This is a genomic window from Desulfobaculum sp. (genome assembly GCF_054921475.1).
Genome location: NZ_JBUDSW010000003.1, coordinates 1 through 23276, shown reverse-complemented (window position 1 = coordinate 23276; position 23276 = coordinate 1). Strand labels below are relative to the sequence as shown.

The following is a 23276-nucleotide window of genomic DNA, read 5'->3' as shown; positions in this document are numbered from 1 at the left end:
TGGTGTGCGGCCTTCGCCGCGCATGGCGCGGTTGGTGCGGCGGGCGGGACTTGAACCCGCAAGCCCGAAGGCACTGGCTCCTAAGACCAGCGCGTATACCAATTTCGCCACCGCCGCATATGCTCATGAGAGGCCGCGCGGGGAGGGTTTTCTCCCCGGACACCGCGCCCTGTACCCTTTCGGGCGCTCGGCGTCTATCGATAAAACGACAAAAAATCACCTCACGGCCAAAAAATTGGCCGGGGCAACAGTGGGCGCTGTCTTACAAAGTGGCAAACACTAAACTTCCGGCCCGTAACTGTCAATCCCTCAAACACCGTGCATGTTACAAAAATCACACACGGAATATTCAGGACTTCTGGCCGGTTGCGACGAGGGTGTCAAGGCACTTCATGGCATTGTGAAGGGTTGTGGCAAGGATGCAGACCGTGCCGCCCTCGCCCTGCCCTTCGCGGCTGGCGACCACCAGCGCAGGCGGAGCGGTCTCCAAGGCGCTTAGGCGCTCCTGCAGGCGGGCTCGCGCGGCATCGCGGGCGGCGTCCGGGCTTTGACCGGGGTCCTGTACCTCTTCAAAGGCGGTTATGCCGCTGGCGGCAATGGCCTGTGCAAGGGGCGCACTCCGGGGCATGCAGACACAGGCGCGCATGGATGGCCGCACCGCCTGCGCGGCGGCAAGAATACCCGTCATGCGCTGGGACACGCCAAATTCCGGCGCCCCTGCCACCAGCGTCCGCCCGGCCGGGTCCACAAGGACGCCACCGGACACGGCGCAGACGTCTTCCACGCCACGTGCGTAGGCCGTGGAACAGGCAATATTCATACATCCCTCGCCCAGCAGGCAGCGCAGGCCAACGCCGCCCTGCAAAGCGGCAAGCGCTGCGCGCATGCCCTGACGGCACTGCTCCCGGTCCTGCAGGCGCAGCAGCGGAATGCTGTGGTTGGGCGGTCCATAGCCTTCGCCCGGTCCAAACCCGGCGGCAAGGGCGCTGTTCAGGTACTGCTGGGCGGCGGTCACGGCGTCCCGGACGCTGAGCCCCTTTCCAAGGCCCGTGGCAATGGCGGACGACAGCGTACAGCCCGTCCCGTGGGTATGGTTTGTCTCAATCTTGGGTTGCTCCAGGGCGACGGGAGCCTCGCCGGGAATGCCCAGCCAGTCCACCATGCGCTCGCCCTCAAAATGTCCGCCCTTGAGGAGCACGGCCTTGGCGCCCATCTCCTGCAGGCGCTCTATGGCGCGGTGGATGTCCTGCTCCGTCTCAATCGTCATGCCGGCCAAAAGCTCGGCTTCCGGACGGTTGGGGGTGAAAACGTCGGCAAGAGGGATAAGCCGCTGGCGGATGACGTCCACGGCCTCCTCCTGCAACAGGCGGTGCCCGCTTTGGCTCACGCACACCGGGTCAACGACCAAGGGGAACGTGCGTGTGGCAAGGCGCTCGCACACGGCGGCAATGATGGGGCCGGAAAACAGCATGCCTGTTTTGGCGGCGGCTACAGGAAAATCACTCAGCACGGCGTCCAGCTGCTGGCCGACAAAATCCGGCTCAGGCGCGTGGATGCCCGTCACGCCCATGGAATTCTGCGCGGTGAGCGCGGTGATGACGGACATGCCGAAGCCGCCCAGCATCGCCATGGTCTTGAGGTCCGCCTGAATTCCAGCGCCACCGCCGGAATCAGACCCCGCTATGGTCAGGATACAAGGTTGTGCAGTCATGCGTTATTTCTCTTTTCCAATGCGATTTCAGAAAATTCAGATTCCGGTTCCGATTCAGCTTTCGCCCCGGTCCGAAGCGCCTTCGGCCCGAGTCCATGAACAGTCATAAGTCCAAATGCGTAGAGCGCAAGGGGGATGTGGAACGCCATGTGGCACACAAGCGCAAGCGCAAGCGCCTTTTCACGCGGCACGCCAAACAGCGCCAGCCCGGCCACCATTACGGCCTCGTACACCCCAACGTTGCCGGGGGACGAGGGGATAGCCAGCCCGCCCGCACTGATGACAAAGACCGCCAGCACATCACCCGGCGACAGCGCAAGGCCCGCGCCCCAGACCAGCAGCAGCCAGTGCTGCACCCAGTGCATCACCCACGGCCACAGCGACAACACGCCGATGAGCAGCAAAAATCCAAAGCGCATGTGCCCATTTAGCTGGCCCAGCACATCTTCGGCCAAAGCCCGCAAACGCGGGAAATACACCGCGCGCACCACAAGAGTGCGCAGCGCGGGGAAAAACCGCAGCAGGACCAAACAGCCCCACAGCCCCGCCGCCACCAGAGCCACCGGCGCAATAGCCAGCGCCCTGCCACTTGCCGCCGCGGCGGCAAGGATGAACAGCACCAGCATGTTCAGGTCCGCAAAACGCTCCCAGAACACCATGCCCATGCCGCTTCCGGCAGGGATATCGCTCTGACGGCGCATATAGAGAATTTTGGCGGCCTCGCCCATACGCGCTGGCAAAATGACATTCAACCCGTTGCACAGCACGCACGCGTGGATGGCATCCACCCAGCCCACGCGCCAACCGCTCACGGCCCGAAGCCGCAGGCCCATGCCGACATAGTCCACACACGCGGCAAGCAGCGTCACCACCACCGCCATGGGCGCCATATCCCGCATGGCGCGGCCAAGCTCGGCCACATCCAGCCCGCGGGCGACATACCAAATGCATCCGGCGGTCAGCGCGGTGCGCAGAATCGGCCCTGTCCAGCGCTTCATCGGCCCTCCCGGTCAGGTTGCGGTGGTGCGAGGCTCCAAAAAAAATCTGGAGTCTTGCAGAGTACCGCAAAACCGGGACGATGAGGAGTCCCTATCCGCAGAGCAAATCGTTAAAGGCTTCCTGAATGCGGTATTGCAGGTGGGTGAAGCGCTTGTTGCTGTCCTCGCGCGAGACGCCAATCTGCACGGCCTTGCGCCCGCCGATAAGTACGGCAAGGCGCTTGGCGCGGGTCAGCGCCGTGTAGATGAGATTGCGTTGCAGCAGCATATAGTGCTGGGTGACCACGGGCATGATGATGGCCGGATACTCGCTACCCTGCGACTTGTGCACGCTGACGGCAAAGGCCGGGGCCAGTTCGTCAATGTCCTTCAGCTCATAGCTGACGACGTGCCCTTCAAAGTCCACCAGCATCTCACCGCGCGTTGATTCGATGGTCTTCACCCAGCCAAGGTCGCCGTTAAAGACGTCCTTGTCGTAGTTGTTGCGCATCTGGAGCACCCTGTCGTTCTTGCGGAAGGTGTGGTTCCCGCGCCGGATGCCGCCTTCGCCGGGGTTCACATGCTCCTGCAGAATCTGATTCAGGGTCTGGGTGCCAAGGTCGCCCTTGTGCATGGGCGTCAGCACCTGAATGTCGCGCATGGGGTCAAGGCCGTACATGTCGGGGATGCGGTCCGTCACCAGCTGGACGATAAGGCGCTGGATGCGCGCTGCGTCCTCCTGCTGCACCCAAAAGAAATCATTGGCCGGGGCGGGTTTCGGCGAGCATTCGGGCAGTTGGCCGCTGTTCACCCGGTGGGCGTTGGTGACGATAAGGCTCTCCTGCGCCTGCCTATAGATATGCGTCAAGCGCGCGCTGGGCACGGACTGGCTGTTCAGAATGTCCGCCAGCACGTTGCCCGGACCAACCGAGGGCAGCTGGTTCACGTCGCCAATGAGCACAAGGCGGCACGTCAGCGGCAACGCGCGAAGAAGCGCAAGGCACAGCGAGGTATCAAGCATGGACACCTCGTCAATGATAACGGCCTGCGCCTTGAGTTTCTTCTCCTCGTTATGGGCAAAACCGCCGTCAGGCTGATACTGGAGCATGCGGTGCAGTGTGGACGCGGGGTAGCCAGTGGCCTCGGCCATGCGCTTGGCTGCGCGGCCCGTTGGTGCGGCGAGCTTAATCTTGAAGCCCATCTTGTCCATTGCGCGCACCATAACGCGGGTGATGGTGGTCTTACCCGTACCCGGTCCGCCCGTGACCACGAAGACCTTGTTCTCGCATCCGCCAAGCACGGCGTCGCGCTGCTCGCTGGAGAGCTGGATGTCCTCGTCCACCTCCAGCTGCGGCAGCAGGCGGCGGATCTTTTCAAGGTCCATGGGCGTCGGGTGCTCGCACAGCGCAAGGAAGCGCGAGGCAATCTCCCGTTCGTGCCGGTAAAAATGCATCAGGTAGACGGCCCGCTCCACGTCCTGCGCGGGCAGGGACTCCACGGCTACGCGCTTGCGCCCTTCCAACGCGGACACGGCGTCCTCAATGCACTGCGGGTCCACCCCGCCGATGAGCTTGTCCACGGCGTCGATGAGCTTTTCAACGGGCAGAAACAGGTGCCCCTTCTCACTGGCGGAAAACAGCGCGTAGATGACCGCGGCCTCCATGCGCTGGGGGGCTGTTTCGGCAAAGCCCAGCTTGAGGGCCATGCTGTCGGCGGTCTTGAAGCCCACACCGCGAATCTCGTAGGCCAGCTCGTAGGGATTTTCCTTGAGCTTCGCCACGGCGCCGTTGCCGTAGCGCTTGAAGATGCGCGCGGCGTAAGTGGGCGGGACGTTGTGGCTTTGCAGGAAAATCATGAGGTTTCGCACCTCAAGCTGGGCATCCCACGAGACCTTGATAGCCTCAAGCTTCTTGCGGCCAAGCCCCTCTACGGTGAGCAGCTTTTCCGGGTCGTTTTCGAGGATGTCGAGAACGTCCTTGCCAAAGGCGTCCACCAGCCGCGTTGCCAGCACGGGACCAATACCCTTGACCATGCCGGAGCCGAGATAGCGCCGGATGCCGTTGAGCGTGGCGGGCATGACTTGCTCCCACGTCTCCACCTGAAACTGACGGCCAAAGCGGGGATGCTCCTTCCACTGGCCGTGCAGGGTCATCATTTCGCCGGGGTGCGGTTCGGGCATGGTGGCAACAATGGTGATGACGCCGGGCTGCCCCTCGCTGACGACGCGCGCCACGAGGTAGCCGTTGGACGGATTGTGGAAGACTATATTTTTAATCTCGGCCTTCAGTGTATCGGACATGGCCGCAGGACTCCTGAAAGAATAAAAAGAAAAACCGGGGGATTCCCTACTTCTGGGAATCCACCCGGCTACGTCTCATGTGTTCGCGGACGCGTCAAGGACTGCGGCCATCACAGCTTCTGGCGGAACTCCAGCGACTGGCGGAGCGTCTCGCGGTCAATGTACTTGACCTCGGACCCCAAGGGGATGCCCTGTGCCAGACGCGTTACGTTCACGCCGGGGTAGTTCTTTTCCACCAATTCCTTGATGTAGGTTGCCGTTGCTTCCGCGTCGAGGGTGGTGCCAAGGGCGAGGATAACCTCGCGGATGCGGCCCTCGTCGAGGCGCTTGCGCAATCGGCCGATTTCAAGGTTCTGGGTGCTGACGTTATCCAGCGGGGCAAGCAGACCGCCAAGGACAAGATACTTGCCCTTGAAAAATCCGCCATCCTCAATGGCGATGAGGCTATCCCACTCCGCCACGACCATGAGTTCATCGTCGTTTCTGGCGGCGTCTGCACAGATGCTGCAGGGCGTAGAATCGGACAGGCTGGCGCACTGCTCACAGATGCACAGCTTTTCCCGCAGGTCGAGCACGCTCTGCCCAAGGGCGCTGGCGCGGGGCCGTGGCCACTTGAGGATGGTCAGCGCCGCGCGCAGAGCGGACTTCGGGCCCAGCCCCGGCAACTGCGCCAACTGGTCAACAACCGCCTTCAGCGGTTCCGGGAGCTGCTGCACGGTCGCCCCCTAGAACATGCCGGGGATATTGATGCCGCCGGTGAGGCCCTGCATCTCGGCCTGCTGGGTGTCCTTCCCCTTTTTCACGGCTTCGTTGATGGCGGCGAGGATGAGGTCCTGCAGCATTTCAACGTCTTCGGGGTCCACAACGGAAGGATCAATCTTAAGCGCCTTGACGGAACCGGAGCAGGTGGCCTCGACGGTCACCATGCCGCCACCGGCGGAGGCTTCAACGGTGCGGTCCTCCATCTCTTCCTGGAGCTTGCTCATCTTGCGCTGCATCATCTGGGCCTGACGCATCAGGTCGTTCATGCCTTTCATCGTGTATCTCCTTACAAGCGGTATATCAATTGGCGTTGGGGCCAGAGCCGCCGTCCTGCGCCGCGTCCGTACGCGGTCCGGCGCTGACGACCTGTGCGTCGAATTCCTTCATCATATCTTCGACGACAGGATGACGGCTCACCTCATCCTTGATTTGCGAGCGGTTTTTCCGCTCCTTGGTCTGGAACCGGAAGTCAATGGTGCACTCCGGTCCGAAAAACTCGCGAACCAGCTCCTGCAAAAATGAAAAGGAGCTATCGGCCTTAATCTGCTCGCAATGGAACTTGTTGTTGCAATGCAGCAGCAAGGTCCCGCCGGACACAGTGGCCTTGACCTGACGCAGGCCGGTAATGCCCCGCCCGGTTGCCTGCTTGGCCTCTTCCGCATAGTCCAAAAACGTCTCCCACGTCTTGGGACCAGCGGGGACCTGGGGCAGACCTTCGGTTGAGGCATAGGTCCGCGCCGGCTGCGGGGCGCTGCGGCGCTGTTCGCGGCGCGATATGGCCGGGTCGCCCAGTTGGCGCGGCGTCTGGGCCGGAGCGCTCTGCTCCACCACCGGGCGCGGCGGTTCGGCCACAGCCACGGCTTCGGCCTGCTGTGGACGCGGCGGAGCCTGACGCGGCGCGGCCTGCTGCGGGGCAGTGGGCCGACTCTTGGGCGCGCTCTGCATGCCCCCGCCCTGTACGGGCGGAGCGCCAGCGCCGCCAGACGCCGGACTGGCCGCACCGCTCGGCGCGGCGCCGCCGCTCCCCGGTGCGGGGGCTGGGGGCGTGCTGCCGGTTCCCGCACTCTCCAGCCCAACAAGCTCGGGCAGGTAGGCAAGGTTGAGCAGCAGCAGTTCAAGGGCAAGGGCAGGCTCTAAGCTCTGCCGCACGCGCTGCTGCCCTTCCAAAGTCAATTGCCAGCAGGCATGAATATGCGCAACGGAAAAACGCGGCACCCACTCCATCCACTGGCGCGCTTCCTCTTCTGGAATGTCCAGAACGGTCAGCGCCCGCTCGCCGGATTGGGCCAGCAGAAACAGCGTGCGCCACGCTTCGGTGAGTTCGCGCAGGAAAAATCCAAGGTCCAGACCCTGATCAAGAATCTCCGCCAAAATCTGGGACACGCCCACACAGTCGCGGGCGTGCAGGGCCTCCATGAGCCGGAACATGATATCGCGTCCGGCAAGGCCAAGGACGGTACGCACGTCGTCAGTGGTCAGGGTGTCGCCGCCAAGGGCCAACACCTGCCCCATCAGGGACATGGAATCACGCACACTGCCTGCGCCGCGCCGCGCGATAAGGGACACGGCCTCTGGCTCACAGCCAAGGCTTTCGGCCTGCAGGACGTTCGTCAGGTGCGCTTCCAGCCCCTTCTGCGTCAGGCGCTGAAAGGTGTAGTGCTGGCAGCGGCTGATGATGGTGGGCGGGAATTTATGCGGCTCTGTGGTGGCCATGATGAAGGTGACGTGCGCAGGCGGCTCCTCCAGCGTTTTCAGCAGCGCGTTGAAGGCGCTTTTGGAAAGCATGTGCGCTTCGTCAATGATGAAGACCTTGTAGCGGCAGTCGATGGGCGCAAAGCCCACGTCTTCCTTGAGGCTTCGCACGTCGTCAACGCCGGTGTTGGACGCACCGTCAATCTCGGCCACATCCACGGCAGCGCCGGCGGCAATCTGGCGGCAGTGCACGCACTCGTTGCAGGGTTCCGCCGCGGGGCCGTGCTCGCAGTTGATGGCTTTGGCGAAGATGCGGGCGATGGTGGTCTTGCCGACACCGCGCGTGCCGGAAAACATGTAGGCCGGGGCAATCTTTCCCGTTGCAGCGGCGCGGGACAGGATAGCCTTGATGGTTTCCTGTCCGGCCACGTCGGAAAAGCTCTGCGGGCGGTACTTGTGCGTCAGGTGGGACTGGCTCATGTGGTCCTTGTCATATGCGCCGCGCCCGGGATGCGGGCGCGGCGCGGCTGTTCGTTTCGATATGTCCGGCTCTCTGAGTCCGGCTCAATATCTCCGGGCCGTCAGGCTATACCGTGTAGCGGTCCAGCCAGTGGGCGTAGTTCGGATTCTCGCCCTTCACGACCTTGAAGTATTCCGTTTGCAGATGCTTGGTGATGCGGCCACCGGTGCCGGCACCAATCTGGCGGCGGTCCACCTCGCGGATGGGGGTCACCTCGGCGGCGGTGCCACAGAAGAACGCCTCATCGGCGGAGTACAGCTCATCGCGGGTGAAGCGCTGTTCCACAATCTCGTAGCCAAGGTCCTTAGCCACGGTGATGATGCTGTTGCGCGTCAGGCCGTCGAGGACGGAGGTCAGCGGCGTGGTCTTGATGGTGTCGCCGCGCACGATGAAGATGTTCTCGCCCGTGGCTTCGGACACGTAGCCCTCGGTGTCGAGCATCAGGGCTTCGTCGTAGCCGTCGGCCAGTGCCTCGCGCTTGGCGAGCACGGAGTTGACGTAGTTGCCGCTGGTTTTGGCCTTGGTCATCATCACGTTGACGTGGTGACGGGTAAAGCTGGAGGTCTTGACGCGGATGCCCTTGTCGAGCGCCTCTTCACCCAGATACGCCCCCCAAGGCCACGTTGCGATGATGGTCTGGATGGGGTTGTCGCCGGGGAAGACGCCCATAGCGCCAGCGCCGATGAAGGACAGCGGGCGGATGTAGCCCTCGTCCATCTTGTTGGCCTGCAGCGTCTCAAGGATGGCGTCGCAGATTTCGTCCTCGGTGAAGGGAATCTGCATTTCCAAGATTTTGGCGGAGTTGAAGTGCCTGTGCACGTGCTCCTTCAGGCGGAACACGGCAGAGCCGCCGTCTGCCAGCTTGTAGGCGCGAATCCCCTCAAACACGCCACAGCCGTAGTGCAGGGTATGTGTCAGGACGTGAACCTGTGCCTCATTCCAAGGCACGAGTTTGCCGTCGAACCAGATGCTTTCCACTTGCTGAACCATTCGTATTTCTCCCTATGCGTAGCGTCGAGTTCTTGGCCCCGTCCACGGAAATCGCGAACGGGGCCTTCATCTCGGATTGTCAAGCAATCGGGAAACGGTATGAAATTCCTCTGGTCCGGTCAAGACGGCAAAACCGTTCAAGTGCCGGAGATGCTACAGAAAGCGCTACTTCTTCTTGTTCTTGTCGTGGCTGGAGCGGAAATACACCTGCATCGGGGCCATTTTAAGGCCAAAGGACTTCCGAAGCTGGTTCTCCAGATAGCGCTGGTAAGACGCCTTCACGAGGTCCGGATTGTTCACAAAGAACACGAAGGTGGGCGGCGTAATATCCGTCTGCGTCAGGTAGTAGAACTTCGCACGGCGGCGCTTGACCACCGGCGGCTGGTGCCGGGTGATGGCGTCCTGCAGGCTGCGGTTCAGTACGCCCGTGGTCACGCGAATCTGGCACTCCTGCCACAGCTTGTCCGCCAGCGGCAACAGTCCGCCAAGGCCAGCCTTGGTCACGGCGGAGGTGTAGACGATGGGCACATGGGGGGCAATGCGCAGTTCTTCCTTGAAGTACTTTTTGACCTTGTCGCGCTTGTCCTTGGGGATGAGGTCCATCTTGTTGACGACCAGAATAAGCGGCGTCTTCTCGCGGTCGAGGAACGACAGCAGCTTTTTGTCCTGCAGGGTCACGCCATCCTCGGCGTCGAGGGTGAGCACAGCCACCTGCGCATTTTTGGACGCCTTGAGGGACCGCAGCACCGAGAAGCGCTCCAGCGAGTCGGAAATCTTGCCCTTGCGGCGCACACCGGCGGTGTCCACAAAGGTGTAGCGGCGGCTGCCACGTTCAAAGGTCACGTCCACGCTGTCGCGCGTGGTACCCGCGCGGTCGCTGACGATGAAGCGCTTTTCGCCCAGCATGGCGTTGCAGATGGAGGACTTGCCCGCGTTGGGGCGGCCCACCATGGCAAGGCGAAGCCCGGCGTCTTCCTCGGCATTTTCGTAGGCGTTGTAGTCAAAGCCGGTGCCGTCAATCAGTTCGCCAACGCGCTCCAGCAGGTCCGGCACGTTGTAGCCGTGGGCGGCGCTGATGGGGATGAGGTCAAGGCCGAGGGAATGGAACTCGATGGCGAGGTCTTCCTTCTCGTAACCGTCAACCTTGTTGACCACCAGCAGAACGGGCTTTTCGCTTTCGCGCAGGTCGCGGGCGACCTGTTCGTCAACGGGGTTCAGGCCGTTTTTGCCGTCCACCACCAGCAGGATGACCTGCGATTCCGCAATGGCCTCGTGCGCCTGCTGGAGGATTTCCTGCTCAAAGTTTTCGTTCTCGTCCATGACCAGACCGCCGGTGTCCACAAGGGCAAAGGGCTTTTCCGTGGCACGGACTTCGCCGTAGATGCGGTCGCGCGTGACGCCGGGCAGGTCGTGCGTCAGCGCCTTCTGCCTGCGAATCAGTCTGTTGAACAAGGTGGACTTGCCCACATTGGGGCGTCCTATAAGGGCTATTGTCGGTAACATAATAATACCGTTGTACTCGAATTTTATGCGGTTTTGAACACGAAAGCGGGCCGGGACCGGGGTTTCCCCCTCCCGGCCCGCACCGTCGTCCTTAGGGCCGTGTGCACTTGGTGCGCACGGAAAGACTATACTGCGGCTTCCTCGGCGTCACGCTCTGAAAACGCGGCGGCGATGGCTGGTCCGAAGGGCGGACGCAGCACGCCGCGTTCTGTGACGATACCCGCTATCATCTCGGCGGGGGTCACGTCGAACGCATAATTGAACACCCCCACCCCGTCGGGCGTGATTTGGTGGTCACCTACGTGGGTGTCCTCACGCGGGGTGCGGTCCTCAATGGGGATGTCGTCTCCCGTTGGCGTTTCCCTGTCGATGGTGGACAGCGGGGCCGCCACGTAGAAGGGAACGCCATAGTGCCGCGCAAGGATGGCCACGCCGCTGGTGCCAATCTTGTTGGCGGCGTCGCCGTTGGCGGCGATGCGGTCCGCACCCACCACCACCTTGTCCACAAGCCCGCGCTTCATGAGCAGGGAGCAGGCGTTGTCGCAGGCAACCTTCACCGGGATGCCGTCCTTGTGCAGTTCGTACGCCGTCAGGCGGGCGCCCTGCAGGAAGGGACGGGTCTCGTTGGCGATGACGCTGATGCTCTTGCCCGCGTCCACCGCGCCGCGGATAACGCCGAGGGCGGTCCCGTAGTCCGCCGTGGCCAGCGCGCCCGCGTTGCAGTGGGTCATCACCGTGTCACCGTCGTCGAGGACAGCCGCGCCGTGCGTGCCGATAAGACGGCACAACCGCTTGTCCTCGTCATGGATATGCTGTGCAAGCTCCAGCCAAAAGGCGCACAGACCGGCATGGTCAAGCTCCGGACGCTCTGCCCACGCGGCGCGCATACGGCGCACGGCCCAGCGCAGGTTCACTGCTGTGGGGCGGGCGTTTTCAAGGTCCGTCAGCAGCTGGTCCAGACGCTCGCGCCAGCCCTCGCCCGCTGCCTCGCGCGCGGCAAGCCAGCAGCCATAGGCCGCGGTAACGCCAATGGCGGGCGCGCCGCGCACCACCATGGTCTGCAGGGCGTAGATGGTGCTCTGCGTGTCGGTGCAGGCGTACCAGTCTTCCCTGCCGGGCAGGTAGCGCTGGTCCAGAAGCATCAGGCACGCTTTCTCGTCCGAATACTGAATATGCCAATCCATGCTGTTCCTCCGGCTATTTGAGCTTGTCGGCCAGAATCTGATTCACCAGTTTGGGGTTGGCCTGTCCCTTGGTCTTGCGCATCACCTGGCCGACAAAGAAGCCCATGAGCTTCGTCTTGCCGCCGCGGAAGGCCTCCACCTCGGACGGGTTGTCCGCAATGACTTCGTCCACCGCCGTCTCAAGGGCGCTGGTGTCGGAAATCTGCACAAGGCCCTTGTCCTTGACGTAGGCTTCGGGGTCGCCGCCCTCGGCAAAGAGTTCGCCAAGCACGTTCTTGCCCACCTTCTGGTTGATGACGCCCTCGTCCACAATGCGCACCAGCGTGGCAAAATCCTCGGGCGCAAGGCCGCAGGACGCGATGGAGCCGCCGCATTCGTTGACCATGCGCAGGATGTCCGTAGAAATCCAGTTGCAGACCTTTTTCGGCTGGTCATAGGCGGCCACGGTCTTTTCAAAGTAGTCGGCAAGGGCGCGGTCGCCGGTAAGCAGCTCGGCGTCGCTTTCCGGCAGGCCGTACTGCTCAATGAACCGGACGCGGCGCGCGGCGGGCAACTCAGGCAGACCGGCGCGGAGCTCTTCCACCCACTCGTGGTCCAGCACCAGCGGCACAAGGTCCGGGTCCGGGAAATAGCGGTAGTCGTGCGCCTCTTCCTTGCCACGCATGGAGCGGGTCACGCCCTTGTCGGCGTCAAAGAGGCGGGTCTCCTGCACCACGGCCTCGCCGTCGTCCAGCAAATCTTCCTGCCTGCTGATTTCGTAGGCAATGGCGCGCTGGACGTTGCGGAAGGAGTTCATATTCTTCAGCTCTGCGCGGGTGCCGAACTCTTCCTGCCCCACGGGGCGGATGGAAACGTTGGCGTCACAGCGGAAGTTGCCCTCCTCCATGTTGCCGTCGCAGATGCCGAGGTACAGCAGGATGGAATGCAGGGAGCGCAGGTAGGCCACGGCTTCCTCGGGGGAGCGCATGTCCGGCTCGGAAACAATCTCGATGAGCGGCGTTCCGGCACGGTTCAGGTCCACGTAGCTGGCGTTATCCGCCTGCGAATGCACGCTTTTTCCCGCGTCGTTCTCCATATGGATGCGCGTGACGCCGATGGTCTTCTTTGCGCCGTCCACGTCGATGTCCACCTTGCCGTGCTCGGCAATGGGCAGGTCGAACTGGGAAATCTGGTACCCCATGGGCAGATCGGGGTAGAAGTAGTTCTTGCGCGCAAAGATGGAGCGCTCGTTCACCGTGCAGCCGATGGCGAGGGACATCTTGGTGGCGTATTCCACGGCGCGGCGGTTCAGGACCGGCAGGCTGCCGGGCTGGCCGGTGCACACGGGGCACACGTTGGAGTTCGGCTCCTTGCCGAACTGCGTGGAGCAGGAACAGAAGAGCTTGGACTTCGTCTTGAGCTGGGCGTGAACCTCCAGCCCGATGACGGCTTCGTACTGGGCCATCGTAACCTCCGCTCTATTTGGACGCGGCCTGAGCCGCACCGTACACGGCCGGGTTCAGGCTGGGATCGTTGTACATCTTGAACTGATAATAGACCTTGGGGCGCTTGCGGCCTTCGGCGTAGTCATCCACAAGCTCCAGAACGCTGCGTTGCAGGTCCGCGCTCTGCTCCTGCAGAACGGCCAGCTTCTGCTGGCAGGAGCGGATGTGCTCCTCGCTGACGTCCGCGCGCTCGGTCTGCTCGCGCATGTGGAACATCTTCAGGCTGATGATGGACAGTCTGTCCACCGCCGCGCCGATGGTTTCGGTATTGTACCGCTCGGCGGCATTCTGCGGCAGGTGCGGCAAAACGAGCTCCACAATGCAGGCGTCCACCTTTTCCATATAATCATTGCGGGACTGGTTCAGCCCGTCGATATCGCGCTTGCACTGGGCGATGATTTCGGGGCCGACGTCCTTGCGGCGGGCTTCGTCCTCGACGTGCCACAGGCGGTAATTGCGCAGATGCTCGCGCGCGATGAGGGCGCGAAGGGTCGCGGGCGTGGCCTCACCCTCGGGAACGTCAATGTCCTCGGGCTCGGCCGTATGCCAGTCCGCAACATAGGCGACCTGCTCGGCGAAGCATTCCTCAAGCGTCTTCTTCAACTCGGCGAAGCCGGGTCTTGTCATCGTTTCAGAACCTCTTTGCTTACAAGCATATACACGGAAGCCGGAGCCTTGATGTGTCCGGCAAAATATTCGACATCCGGGCCACTGCCGCAGTACCAGTCGAGCCGCGCGCCCTTGATGGCGCCGCCCGTATCCTGCGCCAGCCCCAGACCGGCGATGCGTTCGCCCTCCTCGCCCGGCGCCTCCGGCGGGAAGTCCGCCTCAAAGGCCAGCACCGAACCAAGCGGCAGAAACTTAGGGTCTGTAGCCACGCTAACCTTCGGCGTCAACAATTTCCCCATCGCGCCGTAGGGTCCATCGGTCCCAACTCGGAAGAAAACATAGCTTGGATTGGTGGCGAGCAAATCGGGAATTTCCTCGGGATGCTCGGCCAAATAGTCGCGAATGCTCTTCATGCTGACGCCTTCGCGGGTCAGCATACCGCGCTGGATAAGTATTTTGCCAAGGCTCACATACTTGCGGCCATTTTTTCCGGCGTACAGGATGTGGTGCTTGGTGCCGTCCGGGTAGTGCAGCAGGCCGGAGCCCTGAATCTGCAAAAAGAATACATCGACAATATTCTTGGCCCACGCCACTTCCTCGCCCCGTCCGCGCAGCGCGCCTTCAAAGTCGATTTCCTGACGGTCGTAGTACGGGACGGGCTTGCCGTTTTCCATGCGGTAGACAAGGCGCTGACCCTTCCAGCGATGGTGAAAGTCGCCAAGGTCCAGCGTGTGCAAGTCTTCAGGCACGCCGTAAAGTGGATAGCGGTATTCCGGGGTCCGCACGGGGCTGGCCTCGATGTAGGGCGCGTAATAGCCCGTCATCAGCGCGCCCTGCGACAGGCGGTACCACCGAAAATGCTCCGCCAACAGGTCCGGCTCCGCGTCGAGGCGCGGCAGCACCTCCAAAAGCTCCTCCAGACTGCGGCGCAGCTCGCCCCACGTCAGGGAGAAGTCCTCCACACGCACCGCCGTCGCGCCCTGCGGCTTGACGGACACATACGCCAAACTGCGGCGCACGCCCTCCTCCATGTCCATCCACGACTGCATATCCTGCCCAGCCGGGCGCATGCGCTCTGCGGTCTGGCGGGCGGCATTGTCGTCGGAAACGAAGGTCAGCGGCGGCGCTGGGGGTTTGGCACAGCCAAAAAGCGAAAAGAGCAGAATCAGGGCCAGTAGCCTTGCATATCGAAACATTGTCGCTCCCGATGAGAGGTCAGAGGATAAGCGTGGTCAGCGGGTGTACTCTATAACACCCTTGGCGCGCAGGCGGGTCAGATATGTCGGGGCCTCCGGTTCCACGAGCAGCAGGCCCATTTCGTCCTTGTGCACGGTAATCACATCCCCCTGCCCAAGGGCGACGCACTCCTGCCCGTCGATGGTCAGGAACACTTCCGGGTCCGGGTCCTCCACCACCACTTCAATGCGGCTGGCGGCGGGCAGCACCATGGGGCGGAAGGTGTTCATGAACGGACAAATAGGGGTCACGGTGACGGCCTCAATATCCGGATGCACAATGGGACCACCCGCGGAGATGGAATAAGCGGTGGAGCCTGTCGGCGTGGAGAGCACCAACCCGTCGGCGCGCATGGTGCCAAGGCTTTCGCCGTCCACGCGCACGGTCAGGTTGATGAGCCGCGCCAAGCAGCCCCGGTTGGCCACAATGTCGTTGATGACGGTACCCGCCGTCTGCCTGCCGTCCGCGTGCGCCACACTGTAGGACAGCGCCAGACGCCTGCGGACCTGCATACGGCCCGCCAGCAGGCTGGTCAAAAAATCCTGCCAGCTGTCGCGGGGGACTTCCGTCAAAAAGCCAAGCCGCCCGAGGTTCAGCCCCAGCATGGGCGACGTGCCCGCCACCTCGCGGGCAACGCCCAGCATGGTGCCGTCGCCGCCAAGGACAAGGACAAGGTCGCACCCGTTCACAGTGCACGGCAGACTGCCCAGCCCCCGGTGATGCTCCACGGTTTCGGAAGTGACGCCGTGGGCGTCCAGCCAGCCAGCTATCTCGACGGCGAGGTCCGCCGCCTGAGCGTCGCGGGCCTTCGTCACGATGAAAATCTTCTTGATATCATTCAGCATAGAAGTCCTTACCTAGACAAAACCCGTCTACTATTCAAGAATCGTGATCCTTTCCCGACAGGAATATACCCCCGGAATGAAATTTTTTCATTTTTCCTGTATTTTTTCCTAAAGATTCGTTCAATCCATGCCGATACCACAGGCAAGAGGGAACCAGTACGTGACGGCAAACTCATATCAGCTCAAAACAATGCTTCGGACCTACGGGCGGCAACTGACCAGTGCCCGGCGTCTGGAACGCTTCAAGCAATCGCTTGCGGCGACTGCCGCCGAGGACGACGTCCAGATATCCCGTCTGGCCAAGCGGCGTATGCTGGTAGAGCAAGTTTCTCGGGAAATCATTGAAAACCTTATGGCTGCGGGTAGCGACAACACCGTTGTACAAGAGATTCGCGCCGCGCTTGAAGCCGAGTTCGGAAACAGCATTGAGCTGACCTATCCTCCGGGCGAGGCCGACATGCGCATCTACAAGCTCACTGAGGACGGCCCCGAAGAAGTCTCAATCGAAGAGCGGAACCTCATCATCAAGCGCCTGTGGGACATCACTCTCGAAAAGGTCGACGACACGATGCTCTAGCTGCAATGCGAAAAGGGGGGAGAAACCATGAAAATACTCGGACCGCTCACCGGGCTCAAGACCTATGAGCAGGTCGAGAAACCCGGTTCAGGCCCCGGCAAGGGGCGCTCATCCAGCGCCCATACGAAAAAGGGCGACTCCGTAGAATTGTCCTCTGAAGGCAAGCTCTACAGTTCCGCCCTGAGCGAGGCGCAGACGGCTCCGGAAGTCCGCCGCGCCAAGGTTCTGGCCATCAAGGCGCAGGTTGATGCGGGAGAATACGTTCCGGACACCCGCAAAACCGCGCAAAAGATCGTTGAGGAGGATCTGGACCTGCTGATCTAGTCGGCGGGTCCGGTTCCCCCGGTCTCATCCTTCTGCCCTGCCGAAGGCACCTCTGTGCCGGGCGCGGGAAGCTCCCCACCCTCTCCGTGAATGTAGTACCTGCTGGGGTACTTGGAATCCACCTGCGGCACCTGCAGGCCAATGCGGGCCTGATGGTTGACCATAATGGGGCCCGTCAGGTTCAGCGCGGTATGCTCCGGCTTGCCCTGCGGGATGTTGACGGTCACCAGCACCGCCACCTGTTCCGCGCTGTCCAGCTGCAGGATTTTCTGTTCGGCGTTGCCGAGTTTGATGTTGTAGTCCTGCATAAACGAAAACGGGTCGGCCACAAGCAGGCCAAGCTCCGGATGCGTAATGCTCTGCAGGATGAGAAAAGGCGAATCCTCGCGAAGCTGCACAAGGCTGAACTGCTTGCAGTCCTCAAAGCCTATAAGCCCGCGCGGAAAGGCAATCACACGCTCCATGTCCACGGTCAGCGTACCGAGCCGTGTCTGGATCACTTTTTCTTCTTTTCTGTCTGCCATAGCTGTGTCGCGGCGAACAAATCCTGATCTGACAGTTGGAGGGCGAGCTTATTTTGCTCCTGAACCCGTAAATACACTTCCTCACGATACACTGGCAGATCATCGGGCACTTCCAGCCCGATTTTGATCTGCTTCCCCTGCACGCTGAGGACGGTTATCTTGATGTCGTCCCCAAGGTAGATGCTCTCCCCTGGGCGTCGTGTTAAGATGAGCATGTCATCCCGAGTGCGTAAAAGTTTACCATAAGCCGCCCGGGTTATACCAGAGGCGGCCGGGGCGGCGATTCATTACATGAAGTTCGCCAGACTCATCCTCATGATCATGGACGACGACCTGAGCACCGTCTCGTAGATGATTTGCTGGTTGGCCAGCTGGGTCATCAGTTCACTGACGTCAGCATCCTCTACGTCGGACAGTCTGCTCGTTTCGTTGTGCTTCAGAGCGCCGAGGGTGTTCTCGGTAATCTGCAGGCGGTTTTCCGCCGCGCCAACACGGGCGGCATTGGTCAGGATGTGCTTGGACACAGCATCAATCTGCTCCAAACTCTCCTGACAACCCTGCTGATTGTTCGTCTCCAGATAGCCCACCATCTCCCCGATGACGTCGAACATGTTCTGGTCCAGAGGCAATCCGGTGGCAAGAGTGACTCCACTCCCGCTTGGTGATGCATATACACCGCCAAAGATATCTTTGCCAATATTATTTATTTCAATCGACTCGTTAGGACCTATTTGCAGATCGATTTTTCCCGAGCGCGGCCGCACGAGGAACTGGCTGTCCGTGGAGATGGTATCGCCCGCTGCGCCGCCGGCAAGGTCCAGGTGACCGCCGGGCACATTAAAGGTCAGTTCACCGTCGGCGGCCACCGTGGCGGTCTGCCCCGTCTCCCACGTTGCGCCGCCGTCCATGGAGTAGGAATACTCCACCGTGTTGCCCGCGGTCAGGGTATTGCCCGAGTCCACACGCACCGTCACGTTGCCGCCGAATACGCCCGCCGCGCTGGCGCTCATGCCCGCAGGCAGATTGCCAAAATCCTGCACGCTGATGGAGTCCACGTCGTCGCCCTTGTAGCGGGCCGAGGGACGAACCCACAGGGTGGTGCCGTTGTTGTTGGTGGAGTCCACACTGGTATCCACCGCGTCCACGTGCATGCCGTCATTGAGCGTCAACTGCGCGCCGCCTATGGTGATGGTCTTGTCGCCCGCGCCTGCCGGGATGGTTCCGGAGGAGAAGGTACGGCCACCGTCAGTGGAGTACTCGTAGTCGATGGCGGAGCCGCCGCCGATGTCGCCGGTATCCAGAAAACGCACAATGGCGGAACGCTCCAGCCCACCAGTCACGGAGAACTGCGGGTCGCCGTTTGCGTCCGTGGAATTGCCATCGCTGTCCGTCACCCACAGGGCACGCTCATAGGCCTGCGTGTCCGTCTTGTGGCCGGAAAAGATGTAGTTGCCCTGATACTCGGTGTTGCCAAGGGCGATAAGCTCGTCCAGCAGCTGGCGCGCCTCGTAGCTGGCCTGCTCGCGGTTGTCGTCGCTTATCGTGCCCGTTGCGGCCTGCTCGGCCAGCCCGCGCAGTTGCGTCAGGATTTCGTTGGCCTTGGTGAGCTTGTCGTCGGCCACGGCCAACCAGCCCTTGGCGTTGGTGACGTTCTCCTGATACTGCGCGATGGAGTTCAGGGTGTTGCGGTGGTCCAGCACCTGCACCATACCGGACGAATTGTCCGAGGGCTTGTTGATCTTCTTCTGGGTGGCGGCCTGCGTGTTCAGTTCCATCAAGTCGGCAAGCGAAGAATTCATGTTGCCGATGAAGAACGTGAAACGGCTCCTGTGTGAAACTCTGATAGGCATGACGTGAACCTTCCTAGTTCTTGAGTGCCAGCACGGTTTGCAGCATCTGGTCGGCGGTGGTTATCAGCTTTGCCGCCGCCGTGTAGGAATGCTGAAACTTGATAAGATTGCCCATTTCCTCGTCGAGGTTGACTCCGGAGACCTCTTCCTGTCGGTCTTCAAGATTCTGGGCCAGCGTGTTGTTGAACTTGTAGTTGTATTCGGCGGCCGAGGTATCCGCACCAACGGTTCCGACGATGTTGTTGTAGTATTCGTTCAGGGTCTGTTCCGTGCGCCCCTCGCGACTGGTGCTGATGCCAACGTCCTTGTCCTTGAGCTTGGCAATATTGGTGGCGGTCACGCGGTCACCGAGGTTTGCCTCGCCCGCGCCGTTGACGTGCCCCATGGCCAGCAGTTCAGGGTCCTTGACAATGGCGGCGTTCAGCTCAAGGTCGCTGGCGCTGCTGCCCTGAAAATACGTGTTGATGCCAAGGCCGGCCAGCAGACCGGACGAGTCCGAACCAAAGGCGAACTCCACATCGGGGTCGTCGCTCTGAATGCGCAGCTGCCCGTTGGAGACGGACGCTGTCACGTTGGCGCCAAAGGTGTTGTTGATGGCCGTTGCCACATCGTCCAGCGTATGCACGGCGGGGTCAAAGCTTGCGCCGCCGCCAAAGTCCAGCGCGCCGCTGGAAATCACAGAACCGTCCGTGGAGTCGTAGACGAACATCTCCACGTTGCCCTTCTGGAGCTTGTCGCCAAAGGCAAGGCCCGACGAGTTGCTGCCAAGGGCCACGGACGAGGAGTTGACGGTGTAGGTCCCCGTCACATCGGTGAACTTCTGCTCGCCAACGCCCTGCGAATGCAGGCGGTTCACTTCCCACGCCAGCGACTTGGCAAGGGCGTCCAAACGGTCCTTGTACTTGCCCACGTGCTGGTCGCGGAAGTGGAAGTACCCGGTCAGGGAACCGCCGGTCAGGCGACGCTTGTCGTCTGCGCCGTTGCTGTAGGACTGCGGCGTGATGTTCATGGCCGTGGAGGTATTCTTGTACCAGTACAGGCCCGCCTTGGGCACGATGGTAAAGGAGTCTCCGGCCGAAAGATCTGTACCGGGGGCGGTTCCGGCGTCGCTTTTTTCACCGAACCAGATGTTCAGGTCGCCGACGCTGACCTTGCCCCCCTCGGGGCGGGCGGAAAAATGCTTTTCGTTGCCGTCTTCATCGGTCATCCACGTCCGGCCGCCGTCAAGGGACACGCGGAAGGTTGCCGCGCCTGCGCCGCTGGAGACATCGCCATCAGTGAGCACCTCAACGGTGTACTCAAAGTCGTCGCTGCCTTCGAAGTAGATTTCGCCATCAAAGCCGGAACCGGGGGTCAGGTTCGCGACGGTCTTAGCGTTCTCCATCGTAATTTCATAGGTCTGATTGCCGTCCACAAGGGTGTGCCCGGCCTTGGTCAGCACCGTGAAGTTGCCGCCACCGTTGTCGATGTAATCGATGTCCATACGGTTGGCGAGATCGCGCACCAGCTGGGTGCGCTGGTCCAGCAGCGAGTTGGCGTTGTTCTTGCCCGGATCGTGATGGATGGCGATTTCGGCGTTCACAGCGGCAATGTCGTGGATGAGATTGTTGATATCTTCCACTTCCTGCTCAATGAAGCCGTTCATCTGCTGCTGCATGCGCTCCATGTCGGACTGCGCCGTGTGGATGGCGCTCAGCAGCGTGCGGGTGTTGCCAAGCAGCGCTTCGCGCTTGGCCTGCGCCGACCCGGGGGCGGACAGGTCCTGCCAGTCGTTAAAGAACTGGTCCATAGACGAGCTGATGCCGCGGGTGGAGCTTTCGTTAAACAGGCCATCGACGCTGCGCAGGTTCTGCCACAGGGCGTCCCAGCGGCTTCTGTCGGCAACCTTCACCGTAAACTGCTGCTCAACGAACTCGTCGAAATACCGGACAACCTCCGTTGCGCGAACACCCGTTCCCATCTGGCCGGGACGATAGTCAATGCTGATAGCCTCTTCGAGGTTAACGCGCTGACGGCTGTACCCGGGGGTGTTAACGTTGGAGATATTGTTGCCGGTGACCTCGATTGCCGACTGAGACGCGAAAAGACCCAGTTTACCGATGTCGAGAATCGAGTTGACTCCGGGCATTAGAGCCTCCCTTTAAGCAGCGCGGCCTGGGGGTGGTGCTTGGCGTAGCGTCCACTGCGGCCGTAGGTGTTTTCCTGCTTGGGCTGAATCTGCTGGTGCATGAACTCCAGCATGCTGGTGCTCTGCTCCACAAGGGCGACGGCAAGCTGGGCATTCTTCTCCGCCTGTACGGCGCAGACCTGCTCCTTGGCGTCCACCTCGTCCAGCACGTCCTGAATGGGGGCGGCCTCCTCGGGCGTCAGCGTGGCGGTCAGGTCGGCCATGTTCGCCGCCTCGGGGACCATTTCCGTAACCAGCTGGCGCAGGTAGACGCGCTCCATGGCAATCTGGCGCAACAGCTCCTGCAGGGACAGCTCGATGCTGGTCACCTGCTGGGGATCGTGGCCCGTAAGATGGGAAAATTCTTCCTCAAGCAATTCATGGAGGAAATCCATCGCCTTGTTCTGGCGGTGTATGTTTTCCTTGATTCGGCTCAACATGTACGCGCTCCGTTTATGCGTTGTCGTCTGCGGACGCCACGGCCTGCATGGTCTCCCGGACGCGCTCCGGGTTCATGGCCTGATCGCCCTGGCGCAGTTCAAAGTGGAGAATCGTTCCGGGTGCGCTCCCGGTATCTCCCATTGTTGCAATTTTCTGACCAGCTTCGACAACCTGACCAATTTCAACCAAATTTTTCTGGTTGTGCCCATACATACTGCGCCATCCGCCGGGGTGCTCTATGACCACGGTCTGGCCGTAGCGCCCCTGCTCTCCGGCAAAAACGACCTTTCCGCCCCAGCATGCGGCCACGGGGTCGCCCTCACGCCCGGCAATATCAAGGCCGGGGTGCCACTCCCGTGCGCCGGTCACCGGGTCCGTCCGCCACCCGAATTCACCCTGCACCGTTCCAAGCGCGGGCCACGACAGGGCCCCCCGCTCCACCGGTGCGGCAGGCGCCGCAACGGGCTCGGCCTTCAGGTCCGGGGGCGCGCCGGCCGAGGTGCGGGCGTGCTGGTACTCGATGCTCGCGGCAAGCTGCATGGCCTTGGCCATCAGTTCCGGCGGCGCGGCGGCTGGCAGGCGGTCCTTCTTGACGGACGCGACCACGGCGGCGTCATCAACCACGGCCTGCGGCTCGCGCACGGGTTCGGGCGCCGGGGCGGCGGGGCGCTTGGCCCCGCCCTCCTCCGGTTCGGAAACCACCTCAAGGGGCGGCTTCTTTTTGATATTGATGCCCGAGGCCTGCGCCGCATCCGCACGTTCCGGCATCTCCAGCGGATTCAGTTCCTCCGGAGACTTGCGCACGGTGCGCGCGGTACGACTGCCGTCAAGGAGCTGCTCGCGCAGCTGGTTGAACAGCATATCGCCAATGCCAACGCCCCCGGAGTCTGCGAGCTTTTCGGCCAGCTTCTGGTCGAACATGCCCACGTAGAACTTTTCCTCGCGGCTATGGAGGTAGCCCTCCTGCGGGACATTGGTGCGCATCTGCTTCCACAGCTTATTGATGAACACCGCCTCGAAGCCCTCGCATGCCTTGCGGAGCTTCTTTTCTTCCGTCTCGCCGGTGGCGAGCTGTCGCCGCAACTGATCCAGACCCAGCTTACGCTTCAGCGCTTCGCTCTGGTCGGCCTGCATCATGGCGGCTTCGGCATTCAGCTTCGGGCCTACCATTTAGATGACCTCCAATTCCGCGTGCAGAGCGCCAGCGGACTTGAGCGTGCGCAGGATGGAGATAAGGTCGCGCGGGGTTGCGCCGATGGAGTTCAGGCCGTCCACCAGTTCCTGAAGGGTTGCACCCTCCATGAGCATGAGGCGCTTGTTCTCTTCCTGCACGGCGATGTCGGTCTGCGGTGTAGCCACGGTCTCGCCGCCGCCAAAGGGCGCTGTGGGCTGGGACACGTCCTGTCCCTCGCGCACCACAATCTGCAGGCTGCCATGGGCCACTGCCACCTTGGACAGGCGAACGTCGCGCCCAAGCACCACGGTGCCGGTCTTTTCGTCCACCACAACCTTGGCCTTGCCCTGCGGGCTGACTTCCAGATTCTCAAGGGATGCCATCAGCGGGACGAGGTTGCCACGGAA

Annotated in this window: 22 protein-coding genes and 1 tRNA gene; 2 read left to right on the top strand and 21 right to left on the bottom strand. The window is 61.9% G+C overall.

Annotated features, from left to right (window positions below; genetic code table 11):
• Window positions 1-32 precede the first annotated feature (32 nt).
• From ACY69P_RS00465 to ACY69P_RS00400, 14 genes are all read right to left on the bottom strand, one after another.
• Window positions 33-117, bottom strand: a tRNA-Leu gene (locus tag ACY69P_RS00465).
• Between the two features lie 232 nt (window positions 118-349).
• The gene (gene thiD, locus ACY69P_RS00460; RefSeq protein WP_462326203.1) at window positions 350-1711 is read right to left on the bottom strand and encodes a bifunctional hydroxymethylpyrimidine kinase/phosphomethylpyrimidine kinase; all 1362 of its coding nucleotides are present in this window, start codon (window positions 1709-1711) and stop codon (window positions 350-352) included.
• On the bottom strand, window positions 1708-2709 hold the full coding sequence (locus tag ACY69P_RS00455; RefSeq protein ID WP_462326202.1) for a lysylphosphatidylglycerol synthase transmembrane domain-containing protein: 1002 nt from the start codon (window positions 2707-2709) through the stop codon (window positions 1708-1710). The genes thiD and ACY69P_RS00455 overlap by 4 nt, the downstream gene beginning before the upstream one ends.
• Before the next feature lie 91 nt (window positions 2710-2800).
• Window positions 2801-4987: an SF1B family DNA helicase RecD2 gene (gene recD2, locus ACY69P_RS00450; protein WP_462326201.1), complete on the bottom strand. Its 2187-nt coding sequence runs from the start codon at window positions 4985-4987 to the stop codon at window positions 2801-2803.
• A 110-nt stretch (window positions 4988-5097) separates the two neighbouring features.
• Complete coding sequence (recR, locus tag ACY69P_RS00445) at window positions 5098-5703, bottom strand: recombination mediator RecR (protein WP_404844715.1); 606 nt, start codon at window positions 5701-5703, stop codon at window positions 5098-5100.
• Window positions 5704-5712: 9 nt separating this feature from the next.
• Complete coding sequence (locus ACY69P_RS00440) at window positions 5713-6024, bottom strand: YbaB/EbfC family nucleoid-associated protein (RefSeq protein WP_404844714.1); 312 nt, start codon at window positions 6022-6024, stop codon at window positions 5713-5715.
• 25 nt (window positions 6025-6049) lie between these two features.
• Window positions 6050-7921, bottom strand: a complete 1872-nt coding sequence (gene dnaX / locus ACY69P_RS00435) for a DNA polymerase III subunit gamma/tau (RefSeq protein ID WP_462326200.1) — start codon at window positions 7919-7921, stop codon at window positions 6050-6052.
• Window positions 7922-8027: 106 nt separating this feature from the next.
• Entirely contained in the window at window positions 8028-8951 is a 924-nt protein-coding gene (locus ACY69P_RS00430; RefSeq protein WP_459899546.1) for a branched-chain amino acid transaminase, read from the bottom strand.
• Window positions 8952-9116: 165 nt separating this feature from the next.
• Window positions 9117-10454: a ribosome biogenesis GTPase Der gene (gene der, locus ACY69P_RS00425; RefSeq protein ID WP_459899545.1), complete on the bottom strand. Its 1338-nt coding sequence runs from the start codon at window positions 10452-10454 to the stop codon at window positions 9117-9119.
• 125 nt (window positions 10455-10579) lie between these two features.
• Entirely contained in the window at window positions 10580-11638 is a 1059-nt protein-coding gene (gene mtnA / locus ACY69P_RS00420; protein WP_462326199.1) for an S-methyl-5-thioribose-1-phosphate isomerase, read from the bottom strand.
• A gap of 13 nt (window positions 11639-11651) precedes the next feature.
• Window positions 11652-13082 carry an Asp-tRNA(Asn)/Glu-tRNA(Gln) amidotransferase subunit GatB gene (gatB, locus tag ACY69P_RS00415; protein WP_459899541.1) on the bottom strand — a complete coding sequence of 477 codons (1431 nt, stop codon included), beginning with the start codon at window positions 13080-13082 and terminating at the stop codon, window positions 11652-11654.
• A 13-nt stretch (window positions 13083-13095) separates the two neighbouring features.
• Entirely contained in the window at window positions 13096-13749 is a 654-nt protein-coding gene (locus ACY69P_RS00410) for a DUF4254 domain-containing protein (RefSeq protein ID WP_462326198.1), read from the bottom strand.
• Window positions 13746-14927, bottom strand: a complete 1182-nt coding sequence (gene mltA / locus ACY69P_RS00405) for a murein transglycosylase A (RefSeq protein WP_462326197.1) — start codon at window positions 14925-14927, stop codon at window positions 13746-13748. Before mltA ends, ACY69P_RS00410 begins: the two co-directional genes overlap by 4 nt.
• Before the next feature lie 36 nt (window positions 14928-14963).
• Window positions 14964-15812: an NAD(+)/NADH kinase gene (locus ACY69P_RS00400; protein WP_459899536.1), complete on the bottom strand. Its 849-nt coding sequence runs from the start codon at window positions 15810-15812 to the stop codon at window positions 14964-14966.
• A 127-nt stretch (window positions 15813-15939) separates the two neighbouring features.
• On the opposite strand from ACY69P_RS00400, the gene ACY69P_RS00395 reads away from it, so the two are divergent.
• Both ACY69P_RS00395 and flgM read left to right on the top strand, forming a co-directional pair.
• Entirely contained in the window at window positions 15940-16389 is a 450-nt protein-coding gene (locus ACY69P_RS00395) for a DVU0524 family FlgM-associated protein (protein ID WP_462326196.1), read from the top strand.
• Between the two features lie 27 nt (window positions 16390-16416).
• Window positions 16417-16713 carry a flagellar biosynthesis anti-sigma factor FlgM gene (flgM, locus tag ACY69P_RS00390; protein WP_404844704.1) on the top strand — a complete coding sequence of 99 codons (297 nt, stop codon included), beginning with the start codon at window positions 16417-16419 and terminating at the stop codon, window positions 16711-16713.
• Here flgM and fliW read toward each other — a convergent pair.
• The 7 genes from fliW to ACY69P_RS00355 all read right to left on the bottom strand — a co-directional run.
• Window positions 16710-17237 carry a flagellar assembly protein FliW gene (gene fliW / locus ACY69P_RS00385; RefSeq protein ID WP_459899531.1) on the bottom strand — a complete coding sequence of 176 codons (528 nt, stop codon included), beginning with the start codon at window positions 17235-17237 and terminating at the stop codon, window positions 16710-16712. The two genes, flgM and fliW, sit on opposite strands and share 4 nt — an antisense overlap.
• Window positions 17210-17452, bottom strand: a complete 243-nt coding sequence (gene csrA, locus ACY69P_RS00380) for a carbon storage regulator CsrA (protein WP_404844702.1) — start codon at window positions 17450-17452, stop codon at window positions 17210-17212. Before csrA ends, fliW begins: the two co-directional genes overlap by 28 nt.
• A gap of 72 nt (window positions 17453-17524) precedes the next feature.
• Entirely contained in the window at window positions 17525-19087 is a 1563-nt protein-coding gene (gene flgL / locus ACY69P_RS00375; protein ID WP_462326195.1) for a flagellar hook-associated protein FlgL, read from the bottom strand.
• A 13-nt stretch (window positions 19088-19100) separates the two neighbouring features.
• Entirely contained in the window at window positions 19101-21215 is a 2115-nt protein-coding gene (gene flgK / locus ACY69P_RS00370; RefSeq protein ID WP_459899527.1) for a flagellar hook-associated protein FlgK, read from the bottom strand.
• Window positions 21215-21694 (bottom strand): flagellar protein FlgN, encoded by a 480-nt coding sequence (locus ACY69P_RS00365; RefSeq protein WP_459899525.1) that lies wholly within the window; start codon window positions 21692-21694, stop codon window positions 21215-21217. The genes flgK and ACY69P_RS00365 overlap by 1 nt, the downstream gene beginning before the upstream one ends.
• 13 nt (window positions 21695-21707) lie before the next feature.
• On the bottom strand, window positions 21708-22865 hold the full coding sequence (locus ACY69P_RS00360; RefSeq protein WP_459899523.1) for a peptidoglycan DD-metalloendopeptidase family protein: 1158 nt from the start codon (window positions 22863-22865) through the stop codon (window positions 21708-21710).
• On the bottom strand, window positions 22866-23276 hold a 411-nt coding region (locus ACY69P_RS00355), incomplete at its 5' end, for a flagellar basal body P-ring protein FlgI (protein WP_462326194.1).

Excerpts from the sequence above, each read along its gene's own strand:
- thiD (WP_462326203.1), bottom strand. The coding sequence starts at position 1,711 with ATGACTGCACAACCTTGTATCCTGACCATAGCGGGGTCTGATTCCGGC.
- ACY69P_RS00455 (WP_462326202.1), bottom strand. The coding sequence starts at position 2,709 with ATGAAGCGCTGGACAGGGCCGATTCTGCGCACCGCGCTGACCGCCGGA.
- recD2 (WP_462326201.1), bottom strand. The coding sequence starts at position 4,987 with ATGTCCGATACACTGAAGGCCGAGATTAAAAATATAGTCTTCCACAAT.
- ACY69P_RS00440 (WP_404844714.1), bottom strand. The coding sequence starts at position 6,024 with ATGAAAGGCATGAACGACCTGATGCGTCAGGCCCAGATGATGCAGCGC.
- dnaX (WP_462326200.1), bottom strand. The coding sequence starts at position 7,921 with ATGAGCCAGTCCCACCTGACGCACAAGTACCGCCCGCAGAGCTTTTCC.
- ACY69P_RS00430 (WP_459899546.1), bottom strand. The coding sequence starts at position 8,951 with ATGGTTCAGCAAGTGGAAAGCATCTGGTTCGACGGCAAACTCGTGCCT.
- der (WP_459899545.1), bottom strand. The coding sequence starts at position 10,454 with ATGTTACCGACAATAGCCCTTATAGGACGCCCCAATGTGGGCAAGTCC.
- mtnA (WP_462326199.1), bottom strand. The coding sequence starts at position 11,638 with ATGGATTGGCATATTCAGTATTCGGACGAGAAAGCGTGCCTGATGCTT.
- gatB (WP_459899541.1), bottom strand. The coding sequence starts at position 13,082 with ATGGCCCAGTACGAAGCCGTCATCGGGCTGGAGGTTCACGCCCAGCTC.
- ACY69P_RS00410 (WP_462326198.1), bottom strand. The coding sequence starts at position 13,749 with ATGACAAGACCCGGCTTCGCCGAGTTGAAGAAGACGCTTGAGGAATGC.
- mltA (WP_462326197.1), bottom strand. The coding sequence starts at position 14,927 with ATGTTTCGATATGCAAGGCTACTGGCCCTGATTCTGCTCTTTTCGCTT.
- ACY69P_RS00400 (WP_459899536.1), bottom strand. The coding sequence starts at position 15,812 with ATGCTGAATGATATCAAGAAGATTTTCATCGTGACGAAGGCCCGCGAC.
- ACY69P_RS00395 (WP_462326196.1), top strand. The coding sequence starts at position 15,940 with ATGCCGATACCACAGGCAAGAGGGAACCAGTACGTGACGGCAAACTCA.
- flgM (WP_404844704.1), top strand. The coding sequence starts at position 16,417 with ATGAAAATACTCGGACCGCTCACCGGGCTCAAGACCTATGAGCAGGTC.
- fliW (WP_459899531.1), bottom strand. The coding sequence starts at position 17,237 with ATGGCAGACAGAAAAGAAGAAAAAGTGATCCAGACACGGCTCGGTACG.
- csrA (WP_404844702.1), bottom strand. The coding sequence starts at position 17,452 with ATGCTCATCTTAACACGACGCCCAGGGGAGAGCATCTACCTTGGGGAC.
- flgL (WP_462326195.1), bottom strand. The coding sequence starts at position 19,087 with ATGCCTATCAGAGTTTCACACAGGAGCCGTTTCACGTTCTTCATCGGC.
- flgK (WP_459899527.1), bottom strand. The coding sequence starts at position 21,215 with ATGCCCGGAGTCAACTCGATTCTCGACATCGGTAAACTGGGTCTTTTC.
- ACY69P_RS00365 (WP_459899525.1), bottom strand. The coding sequence starts at position 21,694 with ATGTTGAGCCGAATCAAGGAAAACATACACCGCCAGAACAAGGCGATG.
- ACY69P_RS00360 (WP_459899523.1), bottom strand. The coding sequence starts at position 22,865 with ATGGTAGGCCCGAAGCTGAATGCCGAAGCCGCCATGATGCAGGCCGAC.